Raw genomic sequence first — 19,826 nt, 5'->3', positions numbered from 1 at the left:
ATTGTTTCTATCCTGGTGCATCAGCGCCTCCTTCGGCACCATGATAGTGCATCTCAATACACTGAATTCATTGATGAAATTACGGAGCTCCCACATATCCTTTCAGCATGCACCGAAGTGGCGCATGCGCCTACGAAGCGATACACCGGCGGCGGGACACCGGTGCCAAAGTGAAAGCGTGGCAGCGGCCCGCGCGGGCGGGCAGCGCTGCCGGCTTCCACTACAGGCCGCATCATGAAAAACATCAAGCTCACCTATCTGGCCCTGCTCGCCGGTCTCAGCCTGCTCTGGCTGGCGGCCGACTCCGTGCTGTGGAGCGAAACCATCAAGTTCTTCCCGCTGCGTACGGCGATGATGAACTACACCGGCATCCTCGCCATCGGCGTCATGAGCGTCGCCGTGATGCTGGCGGCGCGCCCGGCCTGGGTGGACGCCCGGCTGGGCGGGCTGGACAAGGGCTACCGGCTGCACAAGTGGCTGGGCATCACCGGGCTGGTGATCGCCGTCATCCACTGGGCCTGGGCCACCGTGCCCAAGTGGATGGTCGGCTGGGGCTGGCTGGAGCGCCCCATGCGCGGGCCACGGCCGGAACAGCCGGTGGAGATCTTCCGTTTCTTCCAGGAACAGCGCGGCTTGGCCGAGTCGATCGGTGAATGGGCCTTCTATGCGGCCGTGGTGCTGATCGTGCTGGCGCTGGTGAAGCGCTTCCCCTACCGCCACTTCTTCAAGACGCACCGGGTACTCGCCGTCGCCTATCTGGTCCTGGTCGTCCACGCCACGGTACTGGTGGATTTCGGCTACTGGAGCCAGCCGGTGGGCGTGGTGATGGCTCTGCTGATGGCCGGCGGCACGGTGGCGGCCTGTGTGTCCCTGTTCCGCCGCGTCGGCCACAGCCGCAAGGCGGCCGGTGAGATCGAGGCGCTGGTGCACCACGCGGACAATCGCGTGCTGCAGGTCGCGGTCCGGCTGCGCGGGCGCTGGGCCGGGCATGAGGCCGGGCAGTTCGCCTTCGTCACCTTCGATCCCGCCGAAGGGCCGCACCCCTTCACCATTTCCTCGGCCTGGACGGGCGACGGGCGCCTGGTGTTCCTGATCAAGGCGCTGGGCGACTACACCGCGACCCTGCCGAGTACGCTGAAGGTGGGTGACCCGGTCACGGTGGAAGGCCCCTACGGCCGTTTCGACTTCGCCGGCGACAGGCCGCGCCAGGTATGGGTGGCGGGCGGCATCGGCATCACGCCCTTCATCGCCCGCCTGCAGGCGCTGGCAGGAAAGGCCGGGGGCAAGCCCGTCGATCTCTTCTACAGCACGGCGATGCCGGACACGGGCTTCATCGATCGCCTGCGTCAGTACGCCGAGCGGGCCGGCGTCGCGCTGCACGTCCTGGTGAGCAGCCGCGACGGCCTGCTGGACGCGGAACGCATCCGCCGCACCGTGCCCGACTGGCGCAGCGCTGATGTCTGGTTCTGCGGCCCCGCCACCTTCGGCGATGCCCTGCGCCACCAGTTCGCCGGCACCGGTCTCCCTCGGGCGGACTTCCACCAGGAGCTGTTCGAGATGCGCTGAGCGGACGACGGGCCGGGCGCGGCGCGGGCTTCAGCGCTCCGCGTCCCGCGCCACCGGGGCCGGGTAGCGGTAGTAGCGCCCGTTGAGGTAGCGCGCCACCTCGCGCACATCTTCCCCGTTCCAGCCCAGATTGTCCGCTGCCTGCCAGCGTTCCACCTCCGCCAGCAGCCCCGCCCAGTCGGTGGCGACCTTCCTGTCCCGTCAGCGCGGCTGGGCGTCGTGGCAGGCGATGCAGTGGGTGGCGTAGAGCAGTTCGCCGCGACCAGGCTCGCGCAGGGCGGGCGTGTCCGCCGCCAGGGCGGGACCGGCAAGCACCAGCATCAGGGGGACGATGGGGATTCGGGTGGACATGATGGCCTCCAGCGTCCTTCAGCGCATCCGCGACGGCAGGCGGATGGTGGTGCCGGACACCATGAAGTCGCCGTAGCCGCGATGGTGCAGGGTCTGCTGGCCGCGGCGGGCGGGGTCGATCCAGGCCTTCACCACTTCGAGCACGAAGAAGCCGTAGCGCGCCACCAGCGTCGTATCCACCACCCGGCATTCCAGATTGGCCTGGCATTCGGCGATCAGCGGCGCGGCCACCTGGCTGGCGGGCAGCGCGGTCAATCCGAAGGCGGCGAACTTGTCCGTGTCGCGCCCGGAGGTATTGCCGCAGCCCACCACCGCGTGGGCGATATCCACCGTCGGGATGGCGATCACGCATTCCCGGCTGGCGGCGAGGCTGTCGTAGCTGTAGTCCCGGTCGCTGAGCACCACGCCCACCAGCGGGGGCTCGAATTCCAGCATGACGTGCCAGGAGAGCGTCATCACATCGGGCACGCCGCCCCTCACGGTGGTGAGCAGCACCACCGGGCCGGGTTCGAGCAGGCCGTACACCTTCGAAAGCGGGAAGCTGCGCTTGGCCATCGTGGTTCTCCCCTCGCCCCGGCGGTCCGCGGGTGCATGTTTACATCATTGTCCATTTGCCGCCGGCTGCAAGGTCGGGTTCCACGGTTTCGTGCGAAGGGAAGAACGGGGGGCGGAAGTGCTCCCTTCGACTCCGCTCAGGGAGCGGAACGACCGGCATCCGCTGGCTGAGCGAAGCCGAAGCCAGCAAGGCCGATGCCGGCGTTTCAGCGCCACTCCCCGCGCAGCGCCGCCACCTTTGCCTGCAAGCCCTCGGTCGTCACCTCCCCCGGCCCCACCGGCGCGGCGGCGACCAGTTCGATGCGGTTGAACACGCCGCGGCGGAAGGGTCGGGTCATGGCGCGGCCGTCCTTGCGGCTGAAGAAGCTGCCCCACAGGCCGCGCAGGGCCACGGGCACCACGGGCACCGGGGTGCGCGCGACGATGCGCCCGATGCCGGGGCGGAAGGGCTGGATGTCGCCGCTGTCGGTGATGCGCCCTTCCGGGAAGATGCCGACCAGTTCGCCGGCTTCCAGGGCATCGGCGACCTCGTCGAAGGCGCGCCGGGTCATGGCCGGGTCCTCCTTCGGCGAGGCGATGGGGATCGCCCGGCTGGCGCGGAACACGAAGGACATCACGGGCCAGCGGAAGATGCCGTGGTCCATGACGAAGCGGATGGGCCGGCGGCAGGCGGCCATGATGATCAGCGCGTCCACGAAGCTCACGTGGTTGGCGGCGATGATGGCCGGCCCCTTCTCGGGCACGTGCTCCATGCCTTCCACCCGCAGGCGGTACACCGTGTGCACCAGCAGCCAGACGATGAAGCGCAGCAGGAATTCCGGCACCAGGGTGTAGATGTAGAGCGCCACCGCGGCGTTGAGCAGCGCCGTGATCAGGAAGAGCTGCGGCACGCTGGCGCCCGCAGCCAGCAGGCCCGCGCCCATGGCCGCGGCGACCACCATGAACAGCGCGTTGAGGATGTTGTTGGCGGCGATGATGCGGGAGCGGTGGGAAGGCGCGGAGCGGCTCTGCACCAGGGCATACAGGGGCACGATGTAGAAGCCGCCGCACAGGGCGACCATCACCAGGTCGAACAGGATGCGCCAGGTGCCGGGCTGGGCCAGCAGTTCGGAGAGCGGCCGCATCGCGGCGCCCGCTTCCAGCGCCGGGCTGGCCCACCACAGGTCCAGGCCGAACACGGTGAGGCCGATGGAGCCGAAGGGCACCAGGCCGATCTCCACCTGCTTGCCCGACATGCGCTCGCACAGCAGCGACCCCACCGCGATGCCCACCGAGAACACGGCGAGCAGCAGGGTCACGGCCTTTTCGTCGCCCCCCAGCACGGTGGCGGCGAAGCCGGGGAACTGGGACAGGAACACCGCGCCGTAGAACCAGAACCAGGAGATGCCCAGGATGGACAGGAAGACCGTGCGGTTCTCGCGCACGAAGCCCAGCATCTGCCAGGTCTGGCTGACCGGATTCCAGTCGATCTTCATGTGCGGATCGGCCGCCGCCGCGGGCGGGATGGCCCGGCTCGCCAGGTAGCCCAGCACCGCCACGGCCACCACGCCGGCCGACACCCAGGCGGGGCCGTCCGGCACGGCGATCAGCAGGCCGCCGACGATGGTGCCCAGCAGGATGGCGAGGAAGGTGCCGGATTCCACCAGCGCGTTGCCGCCCACCAGCTCATGCTCGGCGAGCATCTGCGGCAGGATCGCGTACTTGACCGGGCCGAAGATGGCCGACTGGGTGCCCATCAGGAACAGCGTGATCAGCAGCAGGTTCACCGACGACAGGGCGAATGCCACCACCGCCAGCAGCATCAGCACCACTTCCAGCAGCTTGGTATAACGGATCAGCCGGCTCTTCTCGAACTTGTCGGCGAGCTGCCCGGCGGTGGCGGAAAACAGGAAGAAGGGCAGGATGAACAGCCCCGCGGCGATGTTCACCAGCACGCCTGCCGGCAGGTCCGTGAGTTGCGCGGCCTGGAAGGTGACCAGCACCACCAGGGCGTTCTTGTAGAAGTTGTCGTTGAACGCGCCCAGGAACTGGGTCATGAAGAAGGGCAGGAAGCGGCGTTCCCGCATCAGTTTGAACTGGGAACTCATGCAATGCTCCGGTCGAAGAAGCGGCGGGTTTCGAACACCGTCGCGGGCAGGCGGTGGCCGCGGCTGCTCAGGTGGCGCTTGAGCACGAAGGTGAACAGCAGCGGATTATGCGCGCGGATGCCTTCCAGCACCGGCACCGCCGATTCGTCCAGCATCCGGGCGCGGGCGAGTGCGGCGGGCGAGATCAGCGGCAGGATGCCGGGCAGCGGATAGTCGGTGCCGTAGAGCAGGCGCGGATGCCAGTCCTCGCGCTCGATGACGGTGCGCAGCACTTCCAGGCGGCGGTTGCGCAGCACGATGGCGGAAATGTCGCCGAATAGGTGTTTCCTGTAGCGATCCTCGCCCATCAGGCGCACGGACAGCGTGAAGCTGGGCACCCGCGGGCCAGCCTCGCCCCGGTCCAGGTCAACGTCCTCGCCCACCGTGGCGCAGTGGGCCAGCACTACCCGCACCCCTTGGTCCAGCGCGCGGCGCAGACGCAGGGGGTTGGACCATTCCGGGCGGCCGGCGCCATGTACCGCCTGCTCCTCACCCACGTGGGTGATCAGCGGCAGGTCCAGTTCGGCCAGGGCGCGGTAGAAGCGGTCGCAGGCGGGGCTGGCGGGGTCGATGCCCATGGCCGGCGGCAGCCATTTCACTGCGCGGGCGCCCTCCGCTGCCGCTTGTGCCAGGGCGTCCAACGCATCGGCGCGATACGGATGGACGGAGCACACCCATTCGAAGCGTTCCGGCCGGGCACGCGCGACGTCGCGGGCGTAGGCGTCGGGCACATGAAGGGCGGTCTGCGCCGGCAGGGGCGTGCCGTCTTCCGCATGCGCCCGGTCGAAGGCGAACAGCATGGTCTTGTAGCCGGGAGCCATGCCGTCGCTCAGGTTGTGCAGGCGCTCCACGTAGCTGTCGTCCACGCGGCCCGGGGCCTCGTGCACGCAGCCTGCGTTGAGGTAGAACAGGCGCTGCACGTACTGTATCGGGTTGAGCGGGCTCAGCATGTCCGGGGACATCTCGATGCCGTGTCCCCCGTCGCCCGTGCCGGCCAGGTGGGCGTGGCAGTCCCACACCAGCGCCGGGTCCACCCCGGCCCAGGCCGCAGCCACCAGCGGATGGCCGGCGAGTTCCGGCGGCAGGTCGGACAGGCAGGGGTTGAAGACCCTCGGCTGGGCCAGCACCGCCGCCCCACCGCCGGCAGCCGCCAGGGCACCGGCCGCCAGTCCCGCCCGCAGCCAGCGGCGGCGGACGGGGGAGAAGGAAGCCTGCGCCTTCATTGCACCGCCTCCGCCTTCTGCTTGAGGGTGACGTGGTCGATCTTGCCCGTACCCAGCAGCGGCAGGGCATCCATCACCACGATGAGGCGCGGCACCGCCAGTTCGCTCACCCCCAGGTTGCGCGCGGCGGCGGCCAGCGCGTCGCGGGTCAGCGCGGGGTCGGTGGAGAACAGCACCAGCGCCTCCCCCTTGGCCGCGTCCGCACGGCTGCTGGCCGCATGCTGGGCGGCGGGCGACGCGGCGGCGGCAATCTTCTCCACCACTTCCAGGCTCACCATCTCGCCGGCGATCTTGGCGAAGCGCTTGACCCGGCCGACGATGCGCAGGAAGCCCTCCTCGTCCATCTCCACCACGTCACCGGTCTCGTACCAGCCTTCGCCCAAGGAGGAGGCCGGCGCCTGCAGCACGCCCGGCGCTTCCGCGCGCAGGTAGCCGCTCATCAGGTTGGGGCCGCTCACGTGCAGCATGCCGCGCCGCCCGCCGCAGTCGGCTATGCCGGGTACCGTTTCCAGCCGGGCGTGCAGGCCGGGCAACACCTGGCCGACGGTGCCGCGGCGGAAGGCCATGGGGGTGTTCACCGCGATCACCGGCGCGGTTTCGGTGGCGCCGTAGCCTTCGAAGATGCGCAGCCCGAACTTGTCGAACCACAGCTCGCGCACCGGCTCGGCCAGCTTCTCCGCCCCGGCGATGACGTAGCGCAGACGGTGGAAGTCGTAGGGGTGGGCGTGCTTGGCGTAGTTGCCCAGGAAGGTGGAGGTGCCGAAAAGCACGGTGCAGGCGCGGTCGTAGGCCAGCTCCGGGATCACCCGGTAGTGCAGCGGACTGGGGTAGAGGAAGACGCGGGCGCCGCACAGCACCGGCAGCAGGCCGCCGGCGGTGAGGCCGAAGGAGTGGAAGAGCGGCAGGGCGTCCAGCACCTTGTCCTCCACCGAGAAATCCACCACCGCGCGGATCTGGGCGATGTTGGCGAGCAGCGCCCGATGGGAGAGCACCACGCCCTTGGGCTTGCCTTCGGAACCGGAGGTGAACAGGATCACCGCCGGGTCTTCCGCATCACCTGCATGGGTGGCGGCACGGGGGAAGCGCGCGGCCCACAGCACCAGCCACAGCTTGTCGGTGAGTGTCATGGAAGCGCGCAAGTCTTCCAGATAGAGGAATTGCATGCCCTCCAGCGCCGCGAGTTTGTCGGCCAGCCTGGCCTGCTCCACGAAGGCGCGGGAGGTCAGCACGGTGCGGATGCAGGCGGCGGTGCAGGCGGCCTGCAGGCCATCCACCCCGGCCGTGTAGTTGAGCATGGCCGGCACCCGGCGCTGGGCGCCGAGGCCGAACACCAGTGCCAGCGTGGGCGCCAAGTTGGGCAGCAGCAGGCCGACGTTCTCGCCGGGTTCGGTGCGGCGCGCCACCAGGCGGCCCAGGGCCAGCGCCATGCGCAGGAACTCGCCGTAGCTGTATTCCTGCTGCTTCAGGTCCTCCACCAGCCCGCGCTTGGCACCGTGGATGGCCGCAGCGTCCAGCAAGGCGTCGAACAGGGTCTGGCGGGGGCGGGTCGCGAACATCATCTCCTGCATCACCCGGCGCATGGCCTCGCCGGCCTTGCGGCGGCGCTCCTTCGCGCTGGGCGCGGCGGGCATCCCGATACGGGTGGTGGGCTGGATGTAGAGGCTGATCTGCGGCAACAGGTGGCGCGGATGGCGCCCGCCCAGGCGGGAGAAATAAGTGTGCGCCGCGCCGTCGATGCGTACCGGCAGCAGCGTCGCCCCGGTCCGCGCGGCGACGAAGGCTGGGCCATCGTAGGTCTTCATCAGGCTGCCGGTGGTGGTGATGCGCCCTTCCGGGAAGATCACCACCGGCCGGCCGGATTCCAGCAGGCGCACGACGCGCTTCATGGCCATCGGGCTGGTGGGGTCCACCGCCAGATGGTCCACCAGCGCGAGCGCGAGGCGGAAGAGCGGCTTCTTCACCACCGTGGTGTGCACCACGAACACCGGGTCCAGCGGCAGGAACAGGCCCAGCAGCAGGCCATCGAGGAAGGATTCGTGATTAGCGATGACCAGCAGGCGGTCCGTGGGCGCGGGCATGCGGCCTTCGACGCGCACGCGGAAGAGCACGCGGGCGATGGCGTGCAGGATGGATTTGAGCAGGGTTCGGAACATGGTGAGGCTCCGGGTTGGTTGGTTGTACGGGCGGTGGGTCGCTTCCACCGTTCGCCCTGAGCTTGTCGAAGGGCGGTGCGCTCTGCCCCCTCCCCTTCAAGGGGAGGGCTGGGGTGGGGATGGGTCTATAGCAGCGCAGTACCGAAACCCATCCCCCTCCTAACCTCCCCCTTGAAGGGGGAGGAACGCACTCTATGAAGCATCCGGCCACGCCACATCCGGTCGCTTCAAATCCCTAAACGCCGCCATCAGCCACGACCGCATCGCGATCACCAGCGTGTAGGGGCGCCGCTGGGCGGCAGACAGCTTCTGGTCGGCTATGTGCTGGCGAGCGAAGTCCTCACCGATGCGCGCCAGGCGCTCCCGAAAACTGTTGGCCAGCCCCATGCCGATCTGCCCATGCACCACGGTGAGCATCTCCGCCTCCCCGTCGAAGCCCCCGGCGAAGTAGTCGTCCAGCACATCATTGCGGAAGTAGTTCATCACCGGCCCGTGGGCGCGCCAGCGGAAGCCCTTGGCCACGCGCAGGCGGTAGCGGTTCAACGGGCGCAACTCGATGATGCCCAGGCGGTCCAGGCGCAGCAGGTGGCCAGTGCATTCGGCCGCGTCCATGCGGTAGGTGCCGACGATCTGCTCCGCGCTCCACTGGCTCATGCAGCAGATCGCCACCAGCAGCAGGCGCCGGTCGGCCACCACGGCCTGTTCCTGCTCCAGCGTCAGTTCGGACAGCAGCGGTCGGCTATCGGCCACGCGGCGGGCGAGATCGGCGAAATCCAGCCCCAGCACGCGGCAGATTTCATCCACGCGGGACAGGGGCATGTCGCCGCTGCGGGCGAACATGCGCTTGATCGTGGATTCGGCCAGCCCGATGCGGCCGGCCAGTTCAGCATAGGTGATGCGGGCGTCGCGCAGTTCGGTCTTCAGGGCGGCGACGAGATCGGCGGAAGTGCTCATGAGGGTGGGTGTAGCGGCATTGAAGATGGGCGGAGGATATTCGTCCGCATACTTCATTGCACATAATTCGTCATAAGTATCGCCATACGATACTACGCGTCGTCGCTGACCATTCCTTGGCGCGTAGTCCAGACCCCACAGAGACGAATCCGTAGCCGAACCGCCGTCGCTCCCCTTCCCGTTTGCGCCCGTCCCGCGGCCCGTCGCATAGCGTCCCACGTGCTTGGGCGCAACAAACGCAGGATGGGGATGCATCGGCAAGATCGACTAGAGCTTTCCATGATTTCCGTTGCTTGCGGCGCAAGCACCGGATATCTGAAGAACCGTTTGACATAGCCGGTAGTGCAGACTACCGTCCTGCAATCGCAAGGCGGACCGAGCCGGACGCCTAAGTCGGAAGACTTCCGGTTTCTCAGTAGGAGGGACAGGTGACTAGCTGGTTTCCTGACCGAACGTCGGACTCGACGCTCAATCTCGCGTCTTGCTTTCGCTGAACGCTACGCAACAGAACCGCGCAGCGTCGTTCAGCTCCACCTCACCAGCTATAGACGACCAACAATGTTGAAGAAGCTCCTCGAAGGGTTTGTTTTCGGCGCAGGTTTCGCTGTCGCCCTTGTTCTTGTTTGGGCAATCACCGTGGCGGTTGTCATGCCGCATTTGGTCACATCTTTGACGATGGAAACAACGCCGCCCCGGGTCGAGAGTCCGAAAGAGGCTCAGGTGGTGGAGCGGTCTGCGGAGACGAGGGAGTTCAGTTTCTTCAGGAGCGCCGGCGAGCGCATGAAGATACCCCCGGGTGGCGGAATCCTGTCCATGTCGTCTATCGCCACGGCAAGCGACGCCATGAGGCCCGACACCTATCAGTTGTGGATGACGGAAAGCCAACTCTGGCAGATCCGGACCATTGGGGAGAAGGCCGAGATCGAGGAGTTGCCTTATCCGCAGAACGCGAGTGTGGACAACCTGGACAGCTTGATGAGGGAGAAGTTGGGTATTGCCTCCCTGCAGAGCACCATGACCGTCTCCGCCGAGGAGATCGCGCGACTTCGCTCTACCGGCAGTTCATGGCGCGATGAAGCCCTGAACGGAACGCTCCGGGTCTCGGTGGAAGGAGTGGTTTTCGTGATACCGAACCGCTACGAACCATGACGGATTCCTGGAGGAGGTAACCAGCCCGCGTAGGGCGCGATCGGCGCCAGCCGTATTGCGCCGCGTGCGAACGTGGGCGCAAGCGGCTATTCGGCGCAATGCCCTTTGGTTATTGCGCCCTGCGCGGTCTATATCACGGGGCGTATCGCGGGCAAGGCCGCTCCTACAGTTCGGGGGCCGTTACGCGGCGACGGCGGCGCTCCGCATGGCGGGCGACATCTCGATCAACCCGCAGGCCAGACGCACCGCCTCCCCCCGCACCTCGGCCTTCACCGCCCGGCGCCATTCCGCCGGCAGGGCCGTTTCGCCCACCAGCGCGCCCATCACCATCCCGGCGATGGCACCGGTGGTGTCGGCGTCGCCGCCGCGGTTGACCACGTCGATGAGCACCGCGGCGAAGCCGTCGTTGGTGTCGATGGCCTGGCAGACCGCGCGCATGGTGTCGACGATGTAGCCGGTGGGGTTTTCGCAGCGCTTGGTGCGGAAGGCGAAGTCCGGTTGTTCGGCCACCAGCGCATGCGCCCAGGCGAGCACGCCGCCCAGCCCGCGGCCGGCGAGGGCGGCGTGGACCATGCGGACGAGGGCCATGGTGGCCAGGTCGGTGTGGGGGTTGTGGTGGGTGACGCGGGCCTGGGTGAGGGCGGCGGAGACGACTTCCTCTTCCGGCGCGCCGAAGGTGGCGAGCGCCGCGGGCAGGCAGCGCATGGCGCCGCCGTTTCCGGCGTCGTTGGAAGGCTGTGCCTGGGCGGTGCCGTGGGTGCGCCAGCGCACGATGCCACGGCGCACGGTGTTGCCGATGTCCACCGGCTTGGCGCGCATCCAGGCGTCGAAGGCTTCGGCGCACTGCTCTGCGCTGGGAGCGCGACCGGCGGCCAGCCAGGCGCGGCCGAGGGCGAAGCTCATGGTGGTGTCGTCGGTGACTTCGCCGGGAGACAGGCGCAGCCAGCCGCCACCGCGGATGCGGTCGTGCACCTTGTACTGGGCGGCGATCTCGCGCGGGGTCATGAATTCCACGGTGGCGCCCAGGGCGTCGCCGATGGCGAGGCCCAGCATGGCGCCGCAGGCGCGGTCGATCAGGCGCGCGGGGTCGGGCGGCAGGGTGTCGTCGCGGCCGGCCAAACCTTCACACCTCCGGCCCGAAGCACAGCGCGAGATCGTTGCAGGCTTCGCAACTGGGCGAGGTGCATACGTAGATGCCTTCGCGCTGGCACAGTTCGCGGTAGAGGAACTTCTTCCACTTCATGTCGTGGGTGTTGGCCGCGGCCAGCGCCGGGAAGTTGAGGGCGATGAGCTGGGACAGTTCCCGCCGGGAGGGCAGGCCCAGGTCCTGCCACAGGTGTTCGGCGCCCATGCAGGCGGTGGCGAGGACGACCGCCATGTCGGCCGCGCCCGGCTGGGCGGGGTCGGCTTCGGCGGCGAGGAAGCGCACCAGGTCTTCGAATTCCGGGAACAGTTCGGGACGCGGGGCCAGGTCCGCGCTGGGACGCCACACCAGGCCGGGGAAGTGGCGGGCGATGAGGGCGGCGAAGCGTTCGGCGCCCAGGCCCAGGTCGGCCGGCAGCATGCCGTCGCCGAGGGTCCATCCGGCGATCAGGTGGGCGAAGAATTCGTCGCCGGGCGTGCCGGCCGCATGGCTCATGAGATGGGCGTGCAGCGCCACGCGGGCGGGCGAGGGGCGGTGGGTGAGCGGTGCGAGCATGGCGGTGGCTCCCGTTGCGTTGCGGGCCGGCACCCGCACGGGTGCCGGCAGGGCGTTTCAGTATTCGACCAGCAGGTCCTCGTCGCGCAGGATCAACTGGCAGGCCAGGCGCCAGCGGGCGTGGGACACGTCGTCCACGCGCATGGCGTCGATTTCTTCCTGGGTGATCTTCTTGTGCTCCTTGAGCACGACGATCTCCTTGTCCGTGAGGGGACCGGCCATCGCGCCCTTGTTGGAGAGCACGGTGACCTTGACCATACAGGTGCCGCACTCCCCGTCCTCACAGGAGAAGTCGATGGGGATGTGGTTGTCCTTGGCGATTTTGAGGATGGTCTGGGTGTGCGAGCCGGCCACGGCGTAGACGGTCTTGTCCCTGTGGATCGGGCTGGAGAAGGTGACGTTGGGCATTGCAGCCTCCGGAGACGTTCGTTGATGGAAATGACAGAGGGAAAGGGGATCAGCCGGGCCGCACCACGATGTGGCCGTCCAGCACCTGGGCCTGACAGGCCAGGCGGCTCCCGGCGCTGGCGTAGTTTTCCTTGAGGATCTTGTCCTCCAGCACCGACGGGCTGGCGAGATGCTCGCCGCCGGAGACGATCTTCATCATGCAGGTGCCGCATTCGCCTTCGCGGCAGCCGTAGGTGAGGCCGGCGCCGACCTTCTCCGAGACTTCGATGAGGCGGGTGCCGGCGGGCACGGTGACGGTGACGCCGATGTCCTCGAAAGTGACCTGGGCCTTGGGCATGGTGGTTTTCCTTTTACGCGGTGAGTGCGCCGGGCGCGGTGAAATCGATGTGGCGGGGGGCGGAGCGGCCGACCAGGTGTTCCGCCAGTTCGCGGCCCAGCGCGCGGCAGGCGTCCAGTTCCTCGTCGGTGGGGATGAGCTTGACCTTGACGCCGGGGCGCGGCACGCGCAGCTTGAGGCCGCGCAGGCGGTCCTCGATCATGCCCACCGCCTCGCCGCTCCAGCCGTAGGAGCCGAAGGCGGCGCCGAACTTGCCCTTGACCTTGACCAGGGCGAGGGAAGACAGCAGTTCCCACACCGGCTTGACCGCGTCGCCGTTGATGGTGGGCGAACCGAACACCAGGCCGTCGGCTTCCTCGATGAGGTCCACGAAGGGCACGGAGTCGCCGCTGACGAGGTCGTACAGCGACACGCGCACGCCCTCCACGCCCTCGGCGCCGTCGCGCACCGCCTGGGCCATGCGCGCGGTGTTGCCGTAGGCGCTGATGTAGAACACCAGCAGGGTCTTCTCCCGCTCGCCGGCCTCGTTGGCGAGCAGGGGCGCGGCCATCTGCCGGTAGCGGTGCACGTAGCGGGTGGGCGAATCGCGCAGCACCGGGCCGTGGGCCGGGGCGATCAGGCGGATGGGCAGGGGTTCGATGAGGTCCAGCGCGGACAGCACATGCTCGCGGAAGGGCCGCATGATGTGCTGGTAGTAGTAGTCGAAGGAGAAGCGGAAGTCGCCGACGCGGTCGTTGAACAGGCGCGCGTCGCAGAAGTGGCAGCCGAACACGTCGCCGGAGAAGAGCAGGCCGTCTTCCTCCACCCAGGTGCATTGGGTGTCCGGCCAGTGCAGGTAGGGGGTGTAGAGGAAGCGCAGGCTGCGCCCGCCGAGGTCCACCCGGGTTTCCTCGTCCACGACCACCAGGCGGGATTCGTCGATGCCGTCCTTGACGATACCCTTGAGCATCCGCATGGCCGCGGTGGACAGATACACCCGGGCCTGCGGGGCCGCGGCGAGCAGCGCCGGCAGGGCGCCGGTGTGGTCCGGCTCCAGGTGGTTGAGGACGATGGCCCGAATCTCGTCGGGCCGGCAACAGGCCCACAGGCGGGCGAAGAAATCGTCGGCGAACTCGGCCTTGACGGTGTCGATGACCGCCACGCCGTCCGTGCCGCGCACCGCGTAGGCGTTGTAGCTGGTGCCGTTGGCGGTGCGCAGGATGATGTCGAACTGGCGCAGGCCGGGGTCGAGCGCACCCACCCAGTGCACATCGGGGGCGATGGCGACCGGCTGGCCGGGCAGGACCGCGACCTGGGCACTCATCCCGGCGCGCCTCCGGGCGGCGGGCAGAAAGGCGCGACCGCCGCTTCGCCGTGGGCGCAGCCCTGGGGCACGTCGGCGGTGGGCAGCACCACGCCGCGCAGGGCGAGCCAGCCGGGGTCGAAGCCGGCGCGGCGCAGGCCGGCGACCTCGATCAGCGGACGGCGGATCAGCAGCGGCTCCTCCACCATGCGCGCCAGCGCCGCTTCCGGGGTGAACGCGGCCGGCACCACGGCGCCGGATTTCACCGCCGGCGCGGCCGGGTTGAACCACTGGGCCACCGGCAGCGCACCGAAGAAACCCGCGAGCAGCGCGGGCGTCCACGGCTCCGTGAGCAGGTCGCGCACCTCCACCGTGCAGCCGGCCGCCTTCAGCAGGCCGATCTGGCGGGTGTTGGTGGCGCAGCCGGGCTTCCACCAGAAGGTCACGTGCGACATTCGCCTTCCCGGTTGAGATCCAGCAGGTGCAGCGGGATGCCGGTGAGGGAACCCGGCGGGTTCAGCGGCTCACCGTACTCATCCTCGATGGCACATTCGATGGGGCAGATCTCGGCACACTGGGGCAGGTCGTGGTCCCCCAGGCACTCGGTGCACTTGTCCGGGTTGATGAAGAACACCGGGCGGCCGCGGTCCACCGGCGCGCTGATGGCCTTGTTGGGGCACACGGGCTCGCAGGCGTAGCAGCCCACGCACAGGTCGTTGATGACGAGGCTCATGGCGGCTCTTCTCCTCAGGCGGCGGCGCGGGCGCTGCCGGCGGTGGCATCGAGCTTGCCGGCGGCGGCCAGTTCGTCGTACACCGCGCGCAGGGCGTCGTCGATGGGCTCCATGGCATGCTCGCCGTTGGGCTGGATGCCGGCCTTCTCCAGGTCGCTCCAGGGCTCGAAGCCGATCTTGCTGGCGAGCAGCACTTCCACCCCTTCCAGGGAGCGGATGATGCCGCCGAGCACGGTCTCGCCGTCGCCGCAGGAGGTGTCGCCCATGCAGTAGGGCGTGCACTTGCGGTGGCCGAGGAAGCGGGCGCTGGTGGGGCCGACTTCGTACACCAGGAACTCGTGGGCGTGGCCGAAGTGCTCGTTGATGACCCCGCCGCCCTTGGTGGCCACGGCGATGCGCACGTTGCGCAGGGCGGGCGCGGCCGGCTCGATGGTCACCAGCTCGGGCTGGAACCTGGGCGCCGTGCGCAACTGGCGCTTCATCTCCAGCTCGGCGTTGATCTGCTCATGCACCTTGGCGCGCTCGACCATGGCCGTGGCGTAGTCGATCTCCATCTCGTCGATCTTGTCGAGGGTGAACTCGGCGCCCCGGTCCTCGCCCAGCAGGCCCACCGCGTCGGCGCGGCACTGGCGGCAGTGGCGCATCATGGACATGTCGCCGGCACAGGCGTCCTGCAGGGCTTCCAGCTCCAGCGGCGTGGGTTCGCGCTGGCCCATGATGCCGTAGTAGGTGCCGTGCTCGGCCTCGGCGATCAGCGGCATGACGTTGTGCAGGAAGGCGCCCTTGGCCTTGACGATCTTGGACACCTCCTTGAGGTGCTGGTCGTTCACGCCGGGGATCATCACCGAGTTGACCTTCACCAGGATGCCGCGGGACGTCAGCATCCCCAGGCCCTTCTGCTGCTGCTCGATGAGAATCCTGGCCCCTTCCACGCCGCGGATGCGGCGGTTGTTCCAGAAGATCCACGGGTAGATCTGCGCGCCGATCTCCGGGTCCACGCAGTTGATGGTGATGGTGACGTGGTCGATGTTGTGCTTGGCCAGCTCGTCCACGCAGTCCGGCAGCGACAGGCCGTTGGTGGACACGCACAGCTTGATGTCCGGGGCCTGCTCGGACAGCATGCGGAAGGTCTCGAAGGTGCGCTCGGGGTTGGCGAGGGGGTCTCCGGGGCCGGCGATGCCCAGCACGCTCATCTGCGGGATGGCGGCGGCCACGGCCAGGGTCTTCTTGACCGCCTGCTCGGGGGTCATCAGTTCGGAGACCACGCCCGGGCGCGACTCGTTGGAACAGTCGTACTTGCGGTTGCAGTAGTGGCACTGGATGTTGCAGGCCGGCGCCACGGCCACGTGCATGCGGGCGAAGTGGTGGTGCGCTTCTTCCGAATAACAGGGGTGGTCCTGCACCTTGGCGCGGATGTGGTCCGGCAGGTGCGCCAGCGCATCCGGCGCGCTGCCACAGCCGCTGGAACTACAGCCGCCGCCGGTCTCCGGCGCGGCGTTGCTGATGACCGGGAGTTCCATCGTCGTTCCCCTTTGGGCGAATGTCCTGACCCAGGGTTCGCAAGGGGCGTGCCAGCCGAAGATGAACTTCAAGCCAATGAAAAATATCCGTTTTTTTATGCACGATGGAGATTGTGTCGGCTATCGCACAGGGTGGGGTGTACGACAACGTACAACTTGTGCCCCATCGTACCGCCCCGGCCGGGCGGTCCGCGGACCGGTCATTCGGCCGGCTGCACCGTGCCCTCGCCGTGCGGTGCGGCGCGGAAGGCGGGCAGGCGCTCGGCACGGGCGGAAAGATTCTGCAGCGCCGGGAAATCCCCGGCCGGCACCGTCTCGGGCACCATGGCCTGGATGAAATGCCAGGCCACCGCGCTCGCCACGTCGCCGCGGGTCAGGGTCTCGCTCGCCACCTGCACCGGGTGCGCCGCATAGGCCGCGTCCAGCCCCGTGCAGGCTGCGAGCAACTGGCCGGAGATGCGTTCCACCCAGGGCATATGGAGCTTCTCGGCGGGGCGCAACTGGCGCTCGTAGACGAGCTGCACGCTCTTCTCGCACGCGGCGAGCGCGAGGCCGACGATGTAGAGGTCGTGCAGCAGGCCGGCGGCATCGGCCGGCACCAGGCTGCGGCGCCGGGCGGGAAAGCTCTCGGCGTATTCGAGGATGAGGCTGGAATCCATCAGCACCGTGCCGTCGTCGCAGACCAGCGAGGGCGCCTTGACCACCGGGTTGATGCGGCGGAATTCGTCGAAGTGGCGGAATACCGACACCGGCCGGTGCTCGAAGGGCAGGCCGAGGAGCCCGAAGGACACCGTCACGCGGCGGACGTAGGGGGAATCGAGCATGCCGATGAGCTGCACGGGAGCCTCCTGCACGGAAAGGGCGAAGTCAATGCGCCCGCAAGCCGATGGATCGAACGTAGGAGCGGGCTTGCCCGCGATGCGGCGGCTCCGGGTGCCAACGACGCCCATCGCGGGCAAGCCCGCTCCTACGGCAGGCAACGGGTTATCTTGAGCCCCGGCTCACTCTTCCGGGCGCTCGGACAGCACCGCGCCGCTGTGGGGGTCCACCTTCAGGTCGAACTTGCGTCCCTGGCGGTAGGCCTCGACCTCCCAGCGCCCGTCGTCGAACTCGATCTCGACGATGGGGCCGTAGCCGCTGCGTTCGAGCAGCGCGACGATTTCCGACAGGGGACGCGCGTCGGAAGGCGGGCGCTCGGCCGCTTCCAGGGGCGCGGCGAAGAAGGCGGCACTGGCGAGGAGAAAGGAGGCAATGATGTTCTTGTTGTCCATTTCGGGGGCTCCGTCGTCGGCTGGGTGACACATGTTTTCATGATGCCTTCCCCGGAGTACCGCTCCCAGCGGCTTTACACACCGAAACAGGCCCTATGCGAGCTGGAAGCGCGCAATCATGCGGTTCAGGTCCACGGTGAGCTGCTTGAGCGCGCTGACCGCCTCGCCCACCTCGCGCTGGGTGCCGGTGAGCTGTTCGACCGAGGCGGTGACCTGCTCCACCCGCTCGGCCACCACCCGGCTGCTGCTGCGCTGTTCCTGCAGCGCGCCGGTGATGCCGCTCACGCCGTGCAGGGTGGCGTGGATGGCGGCGCGGATGCGCTCCATGGCGGCGCCGGCGCTGGCCGTGCGCTGCTTGCCGACGCCGACCTGCCCGCAGGCATCGGCGATCTGCCGGTTGGTGGCGTCCATGCCGTCCTGGATGGCATTCACCACGGCGACGATCTCGGTGGTGGAAGCGGCGGTGCGCTCGGCGAGCTTGCGCACCTCGTCGGCGACCACGGCGAAGCCGCGGCCCTGCTCGCCGGCCCGGGCGGCCTCGATGGCGGCGTTGAGCGCGAGCAGGTTGGTCTGGTCGGCGATCTCGCGGATCACGCCGACGATGGCGCCGATGCGCTGCGATTGTTCGTTGAGCCGGGCGATGCCCTGGGCGCTGTCGGCGATCACGCGCTCGATCTCTTCCATGCCGGCGATGGTGGAGGCGATCACCGTCAGCCCGTCGTCGCCCGCGGCGCGCGCGTCCTGGGCGGCGCGCTGCACCTCGGACGAACTCTCCGAGATGTGGGCGATGGAGCGCGACAGTTCCTCGATCGCGCTGGCCATGCGGGTGGAGGATTCGCCCTGCTCCAGCGTGCTGCGCAGCGCGGACGCCGAGGTCTCCGCCAGCCGGCCGGCGTTGTGGTCGATGTGGCCCGAGCTGTGGGAGATGCCGCGGATGATGTCGATCAGGTTGATACGCATGGCCTGGATCGACGCCATGACGCCGACCGCGGGCGCCTCGGCCGCCTGCGGCGCGCCGAGCCGGCCGGCGGAGATCGCCGCCGCGGACTGGGCCAGCGCGGTCGGCTCCGCGCCCAGTTGGGCCAGGATGCTGCGCCGGATCACCAGGGACAGGCCGATGCCCACCGCCATCGCCGCCCCGCCGCCGACCACCATCAGCCAGAAATCGACGACGTAGCGGCGCTGCGCCGCCTCGTATTCCTCCCGTGCGATGTCGAGCTGCAGTTCGATGAGATCGGAGACCTTCTGCGAGATGGGATCGACCACTGGCGGCAGCGTCTTCACCATGAACTGGCTGAGGCCGAAGTAATCCTCCTTGTCCAGCAGGGCCTTCAGCTCGGCGATGGGCTTGGCCGCGCCGTCCGCCAGCGCGCCGATCTCCTCGGCCAGCGCCGCCTCGCGCGGATTCTTGCGCGTGGCCAGGTAGGCGTGCATGTGCTGCGCGATGGACTGCTCGGCCTCTTCGATGCGCGCCTTGGCCGCCGCCGTGGTGAGCAGGCTGCTGTTGGCCTTGTAGGCGGCGTTGACGATGTTGACCGCGAACATGTCGGCCACCACCTTGAGGTCGCGCACCGTCACCACGCGGTCCGAATAGACCGTCTCCAGGCCCGCCACCGAACTGTGCATGCTCTTCAGGCCGAGCACCGCGAGGAGGGTCAGAAAGCACAGCAGCACCGCGCTCAGCAGCAGCACGCGGGTGCCCACCTTGAGTGAATTCATGGGTATCGCTTCCAGTGAGACAGGATCGCGCAGCGAGTGCCCACCTTGGTCGGCCCCGCGGCGCGGCGATTGTCTGACTGGATTGTTGCCGGCCGATGAAGGGCGGCCGGAGCGAGGAGAGCTGCGGCTAGAAGCGCACGCCGAAGAGCACCTGGTAGACGTCCATGCCGTCGTTGGGCTTTTCGATGTCGCCGTTGGAGTAGTGGGAATACTGCAGGCCCAGGTTCCAGCGCCCGGAGAATTCCAGCCCCGCGCCCAGGTGCTGGGAGAACTGGAAGTGGGTGGAAATATCCTTGCTGCCCAGCCTGTCGCCGCTGAACATGGCCACGCCGAGGCCGACCTCGCCGTAGGGGCGGGTGCCGCCGTTGCCGCGGTAGGCGCGCAGCAGGCCGATGGCGCCGCCCTGGGTGAGGCGGTCGTCGGGACGGCCGCGGCTGCCGTCGTAGCTGAAGCGGCTCAGTTCGAACTCCGGACGCAGGCTCAGATGCCAGCCGCCCCAGTCGTTCTCCCACACGGAGCCCAGGCGCAGGCCGAGGCCGGTGCGCTGGTAACCGCCGCCGCCCACGCGACCGTGCTTGAGCACCAGTTCGGGGCCGTCCTGGGCCGCGGCGGGCAACGTGCAGGCGGCGACGGCCGCGGCCAGCAGCACGCGGCAGAAGGGGGCGGCGAAAGTCCGGGAAGTCTTGCGCGGGGTGTTCATCGGGAGTGGGGAACGGCGATGTTGGTATTGGTGGTATTGGCGATACGCATGTCGGCGCGGCCCGTGCAGGGTCGCGCCGA

At 68.5% G+C, this 19,826-nt stretch carries 21 protein-coding genes; 2 read left to right on the top strand and 19 right to left on the bottom strand.

Annotated features, from left to right (window positions below; all coding sequences use genetic code 11):
* The first annotated feature begins 234 nt into the window (after nt 1-234).
* The gene (locus E6O51_RS08770; protein ID WP_136384595.1) at nt 235-1,566 is read left to right on the top strand and encodes a ferredoxin reductase family protein; all 1,332 of its coding nucleotides are present in this window, start codon (nt 235-237) and stop codon (nt 1,564-1,566) included.
* 30 nt (nt 1,567-1,596) lie between these two features.
* Here E6O51_RS08770 and E6O51_RS22380 read toward each other — a convergent pair whose 3' ends face one another.
* From E6O51_RS22380 to E6O51_RS08740, 7 genes are all read right to left on the bottom strand, one after another.
* The gene (locus tag E6O51_RS22380; protein ID WP_269140100.1) at nt 1,597-1,722 is read right to left on the bottom strand and encodes a hypothetical protein; all 126 of its coding nucleotides are present in this window, start codon (nt 1,720-1,722) and stop codon (nt 1,597-1,599) included.
* A 45-nt stretch (nt 1,723-1,767) separates the two neighbouring features.
* Nucleotides 1,768-1,917: a hypothetical protein gene (locus E6O51_RS22065; RefSeq protein ID WP_211091363.1), complete on the bottom strand. Its 150-nt coding sequence runs from the start codon at nt 1,915-1,917 to the stop codon at nt 1,768-1,770.
* 18 nt (nt 1,918-1,935) lie between these two features.
* The gene (locus E6O51_RS08760; protein WP_136384594.1) at nt 1,936-2,472 is read right to left on the bottom strand and encodes a flavin reductase family protein; all 537 of its coding nucleotides are present in this window, start codon (nt 2,470-2,472) and stop codon (nt 1,936-1,938) included.
* 206 nt (nt 2,473-2,678) lie between these two features.
* On the bottom strand, nt 2,679-4,559 hold the full coding sequence (locus tag E6O51_RS08755) for an MFS transporter (RefSeq protein WP_136384593.1): 1,881 nt from the start codon (nt 4,557-4,559) through the stop codon (nt 2,679-2,681).
* Nucleotides 4,556-5,821: an amidohydrolase family protein gene (locus E6O51_RS08750; RefSeq protein ID WP_136384592.1), complete on the bottom strand. Its 1,266-nt coding sequence runs from the start codon at nt 5,819-5,821 to the stop codon at nt 4,556-4,558. Before E6O51_RS08750 ends, E6O51_RS08755 begins: the two co-directional genes overlap by 4 nt.
* Nucleotides 5,818-7,974, bottom strand: coding sequence for a bifunctional acyl-ACP--phospholipid O-acyltransferase/long-chain-fatty-acid--ACP ligase (gene aas / locus E6O51_RS08745; protein WP_136384591.1), 2,157 nt, complete (start codon nt 7,972-7,974; stop codon nt 5,818-5,820). The genes E6O51_RS08750 and aas overlap by 4 nt, the downstream gene beginning before the upstream one ends.
* 192 nt (nt 7,975-8,166) lie before the next feature.
* Nucleotides 8,167-8,928 carry a helix-turn-helix domain-containing protein gene (locus E6O51_RS08740; RefSeq protein ID WP_136384590.1) on the bottom strand — a complete coding sequence of 254 codons (762 nt, stop codon included), beginning with the start codon at nt 8,926-8,928 and terminating at the stop codon, nt 8,167-8,169.
* A gap of 558 nt (nt 8,929-9,486) precedes the next feature.
* Here E6O51_RS08740 and E6O51_RS08735 point away from each other — a divergent pair.
* Nucleotides 9,487-10,077, top strand: a complete 591-nt coding sequence (locus E6O51_RS08735; protein ID WP_136384589.1) for a hypothetical protein — start codon at nt 9,487-9,489, stop codon at nt 10,075-10,077.
* A 180-nt stretch (nt 10,078-10,257) separates the two neighbouring features.
* Here E6O51_RS08735 and draG read toward each other — a convergent pair whose 3' ends face one another.
* From draG to E6O51_RS08675, 12 genes are all read right to left on the bottom strand, one after another.
* Nucleotides 10,258-11,196: an ADP-ribosyl-[dinitrogen reductase] hydrolase gene (gene draG / locus E6O51_RS08730; RefSeq protein ID WP_230976737.1), complete on the bottom strand. Its 939-nt coding sequence runs from the start codon at nt 11,194-11,196 to the stop codon at nt 10,258-10,260.
* 4 nt (nt 11,197-11,200) lie between these two features.
* Nucleotides 11,201-11,776, bottom strand: coding sequence for a nitrogen fixation protein NifQ (locus tag E6O51_RS08725; protein WP_136384588.1), 576 nt, complete (start codon nt 11,774-11,776; stop codon nt 11,201-11,203).
* Nucleotides 11,777-11,833: 57 nt separating this feature from the next.
* A complete protein-coding gene (locus E6O51_RS08720) occupies nt 11,834-12,184 on the bottom strand; it encodes a 2Fe-2S iron-sulfur cluster-binding protein (RefSeq protein WP_136384587.1) in 351 nt (116 codons plus the stop codon).
* Nucleotides 12,185-12,233: 49 nt separating this feature from the next.
* A complete protein-coding gene (locus E6O51_RS08715) occupies nt 12,234-12,521 on the bottom strand; it encodes a 2Fe-2S iron-sulfur cluster-binding protein (protein ID WP_136384586.1) in 288 nt (95 codons plus the stop codon).
* Between the two features lie 13 nt (nt 12,522-12,534).
* The gene (locus E6O51_RS08710) at nt 12,535-13,824 is read right to left on the bottom strand and encodes an FprA family A-type flavoprotein (RefSeq protein WP_136384585.1); all 1,290 of its coding nucleotides are present in this window, start codon (nt 13,822-13,824) and stop codon (nt 12,535-12,537) included.
* Nucleotides 13,821-14,258 (bottom strand): thioredoxin domain-containing protein, encoded by a 438-nt coding sequence (locus tag E6O51_RS08705; RefSeq protein WP_136384584.1) that lies wholly within the window; start codon nt 14,256-14,258, stop codon nt 13,821-13,823. The genes E6O51_RS08710 and E6O51_RS08705 overlap by 4 nt, the downstream gene beginning before the upstream one ends.
* A complete protein-coding gene (locus E6O51_RS08700; protein ID WP_136384583.1) occupies nt 14,246-14,536 on the bottom strand; it encodes a 4Fe-4S binding protein in 291 nt (96 codons plus the stop codon). The genes E6O51_RS08705 and E6O51_RS08700 overlap by 13 nt, the downstream gene beginning before the upstream one ends.
* A 14-nt stretch (nt 14,537-14,550) precedes the next feature.
* Nucleotides 14,551-16,056 (bottom strand): nitrogenase cofactor biosynthesis protein NifB, encoded by a 1,506-nt coding sequence (nifB, locus tag E6O51_RS08695; protein WP_136384582.1) that lies wholly within the window; start codon nt 16,054-16,056, stop codon nt 14,551-14,553.
* Nucleotides 16,057-16,256: 200 nt separating this feature from the next.
* The gene (locus E6O51_RS08690) at nt 16,257-16,895 is read right to left on the bottom strand and encodes a glutathione S-transferase family protein (RefSeq protein WP_136384581.1); all 639 of its coding nucleotides are present in this window, start codon (nt 16,893-16,895) and stop codon (nt 16,257-16,259) included.
* A 162-nt stretch (nt 16,896-17,057) separates the two neighbouring features.
* On the bottom strand, nt 17,058-17,327 hold the full coding sequence (locus E6O51_RS08685) for a PepSY domain-containing protein (RefSeq protein ID WP_136384580.1): 270 nt from the start codon (nt 17,325-17,327) through the stop codon (nt 17,058-17,060).
* Between the two features lie 93 nt (nt 17,328-17,420).
* Entirely contained in the window at nt 17,421-19,046 is a 1,626-nt protein-coding gene (locus E6O51_RS08680) for a methyl-accepting chemotaxis protein (protein WP_136384579.1), read from the bottom strand.
* 127 nt (nt 19,047-19,173) lie between these two features.
* On the bottom strand, nt 19,174-19,746 hold the full coding sequence (locus E6O51_RS08675; RefSeq protein WP_168735227.1) for an acyloxyacyl hydrolase: 573 nt from the start codon (nt 19,744-19,746) through the stop codon (nt 19,174-19,176).
* Nucleotides 19,747-19,826: the final 80 nt, after the last annotated feature.

Source organism: Pseudothauera rhizosphaerae, from assembly GCF_004801305.1.
In the GTDB taxonomy this organism is placed as follows: domain Bacteria; phylum Pseudomonadota; class Gammaproteobacteria; order Burkholderiales; family Rhodocyclaceae; genus Pseudothauera; species Pseudothauera rhizosphaerae.
Note: the sequence above shows the minus strand (reverse complement) of the source record. Positions and strands in the feature narration are given on the sequence as shown.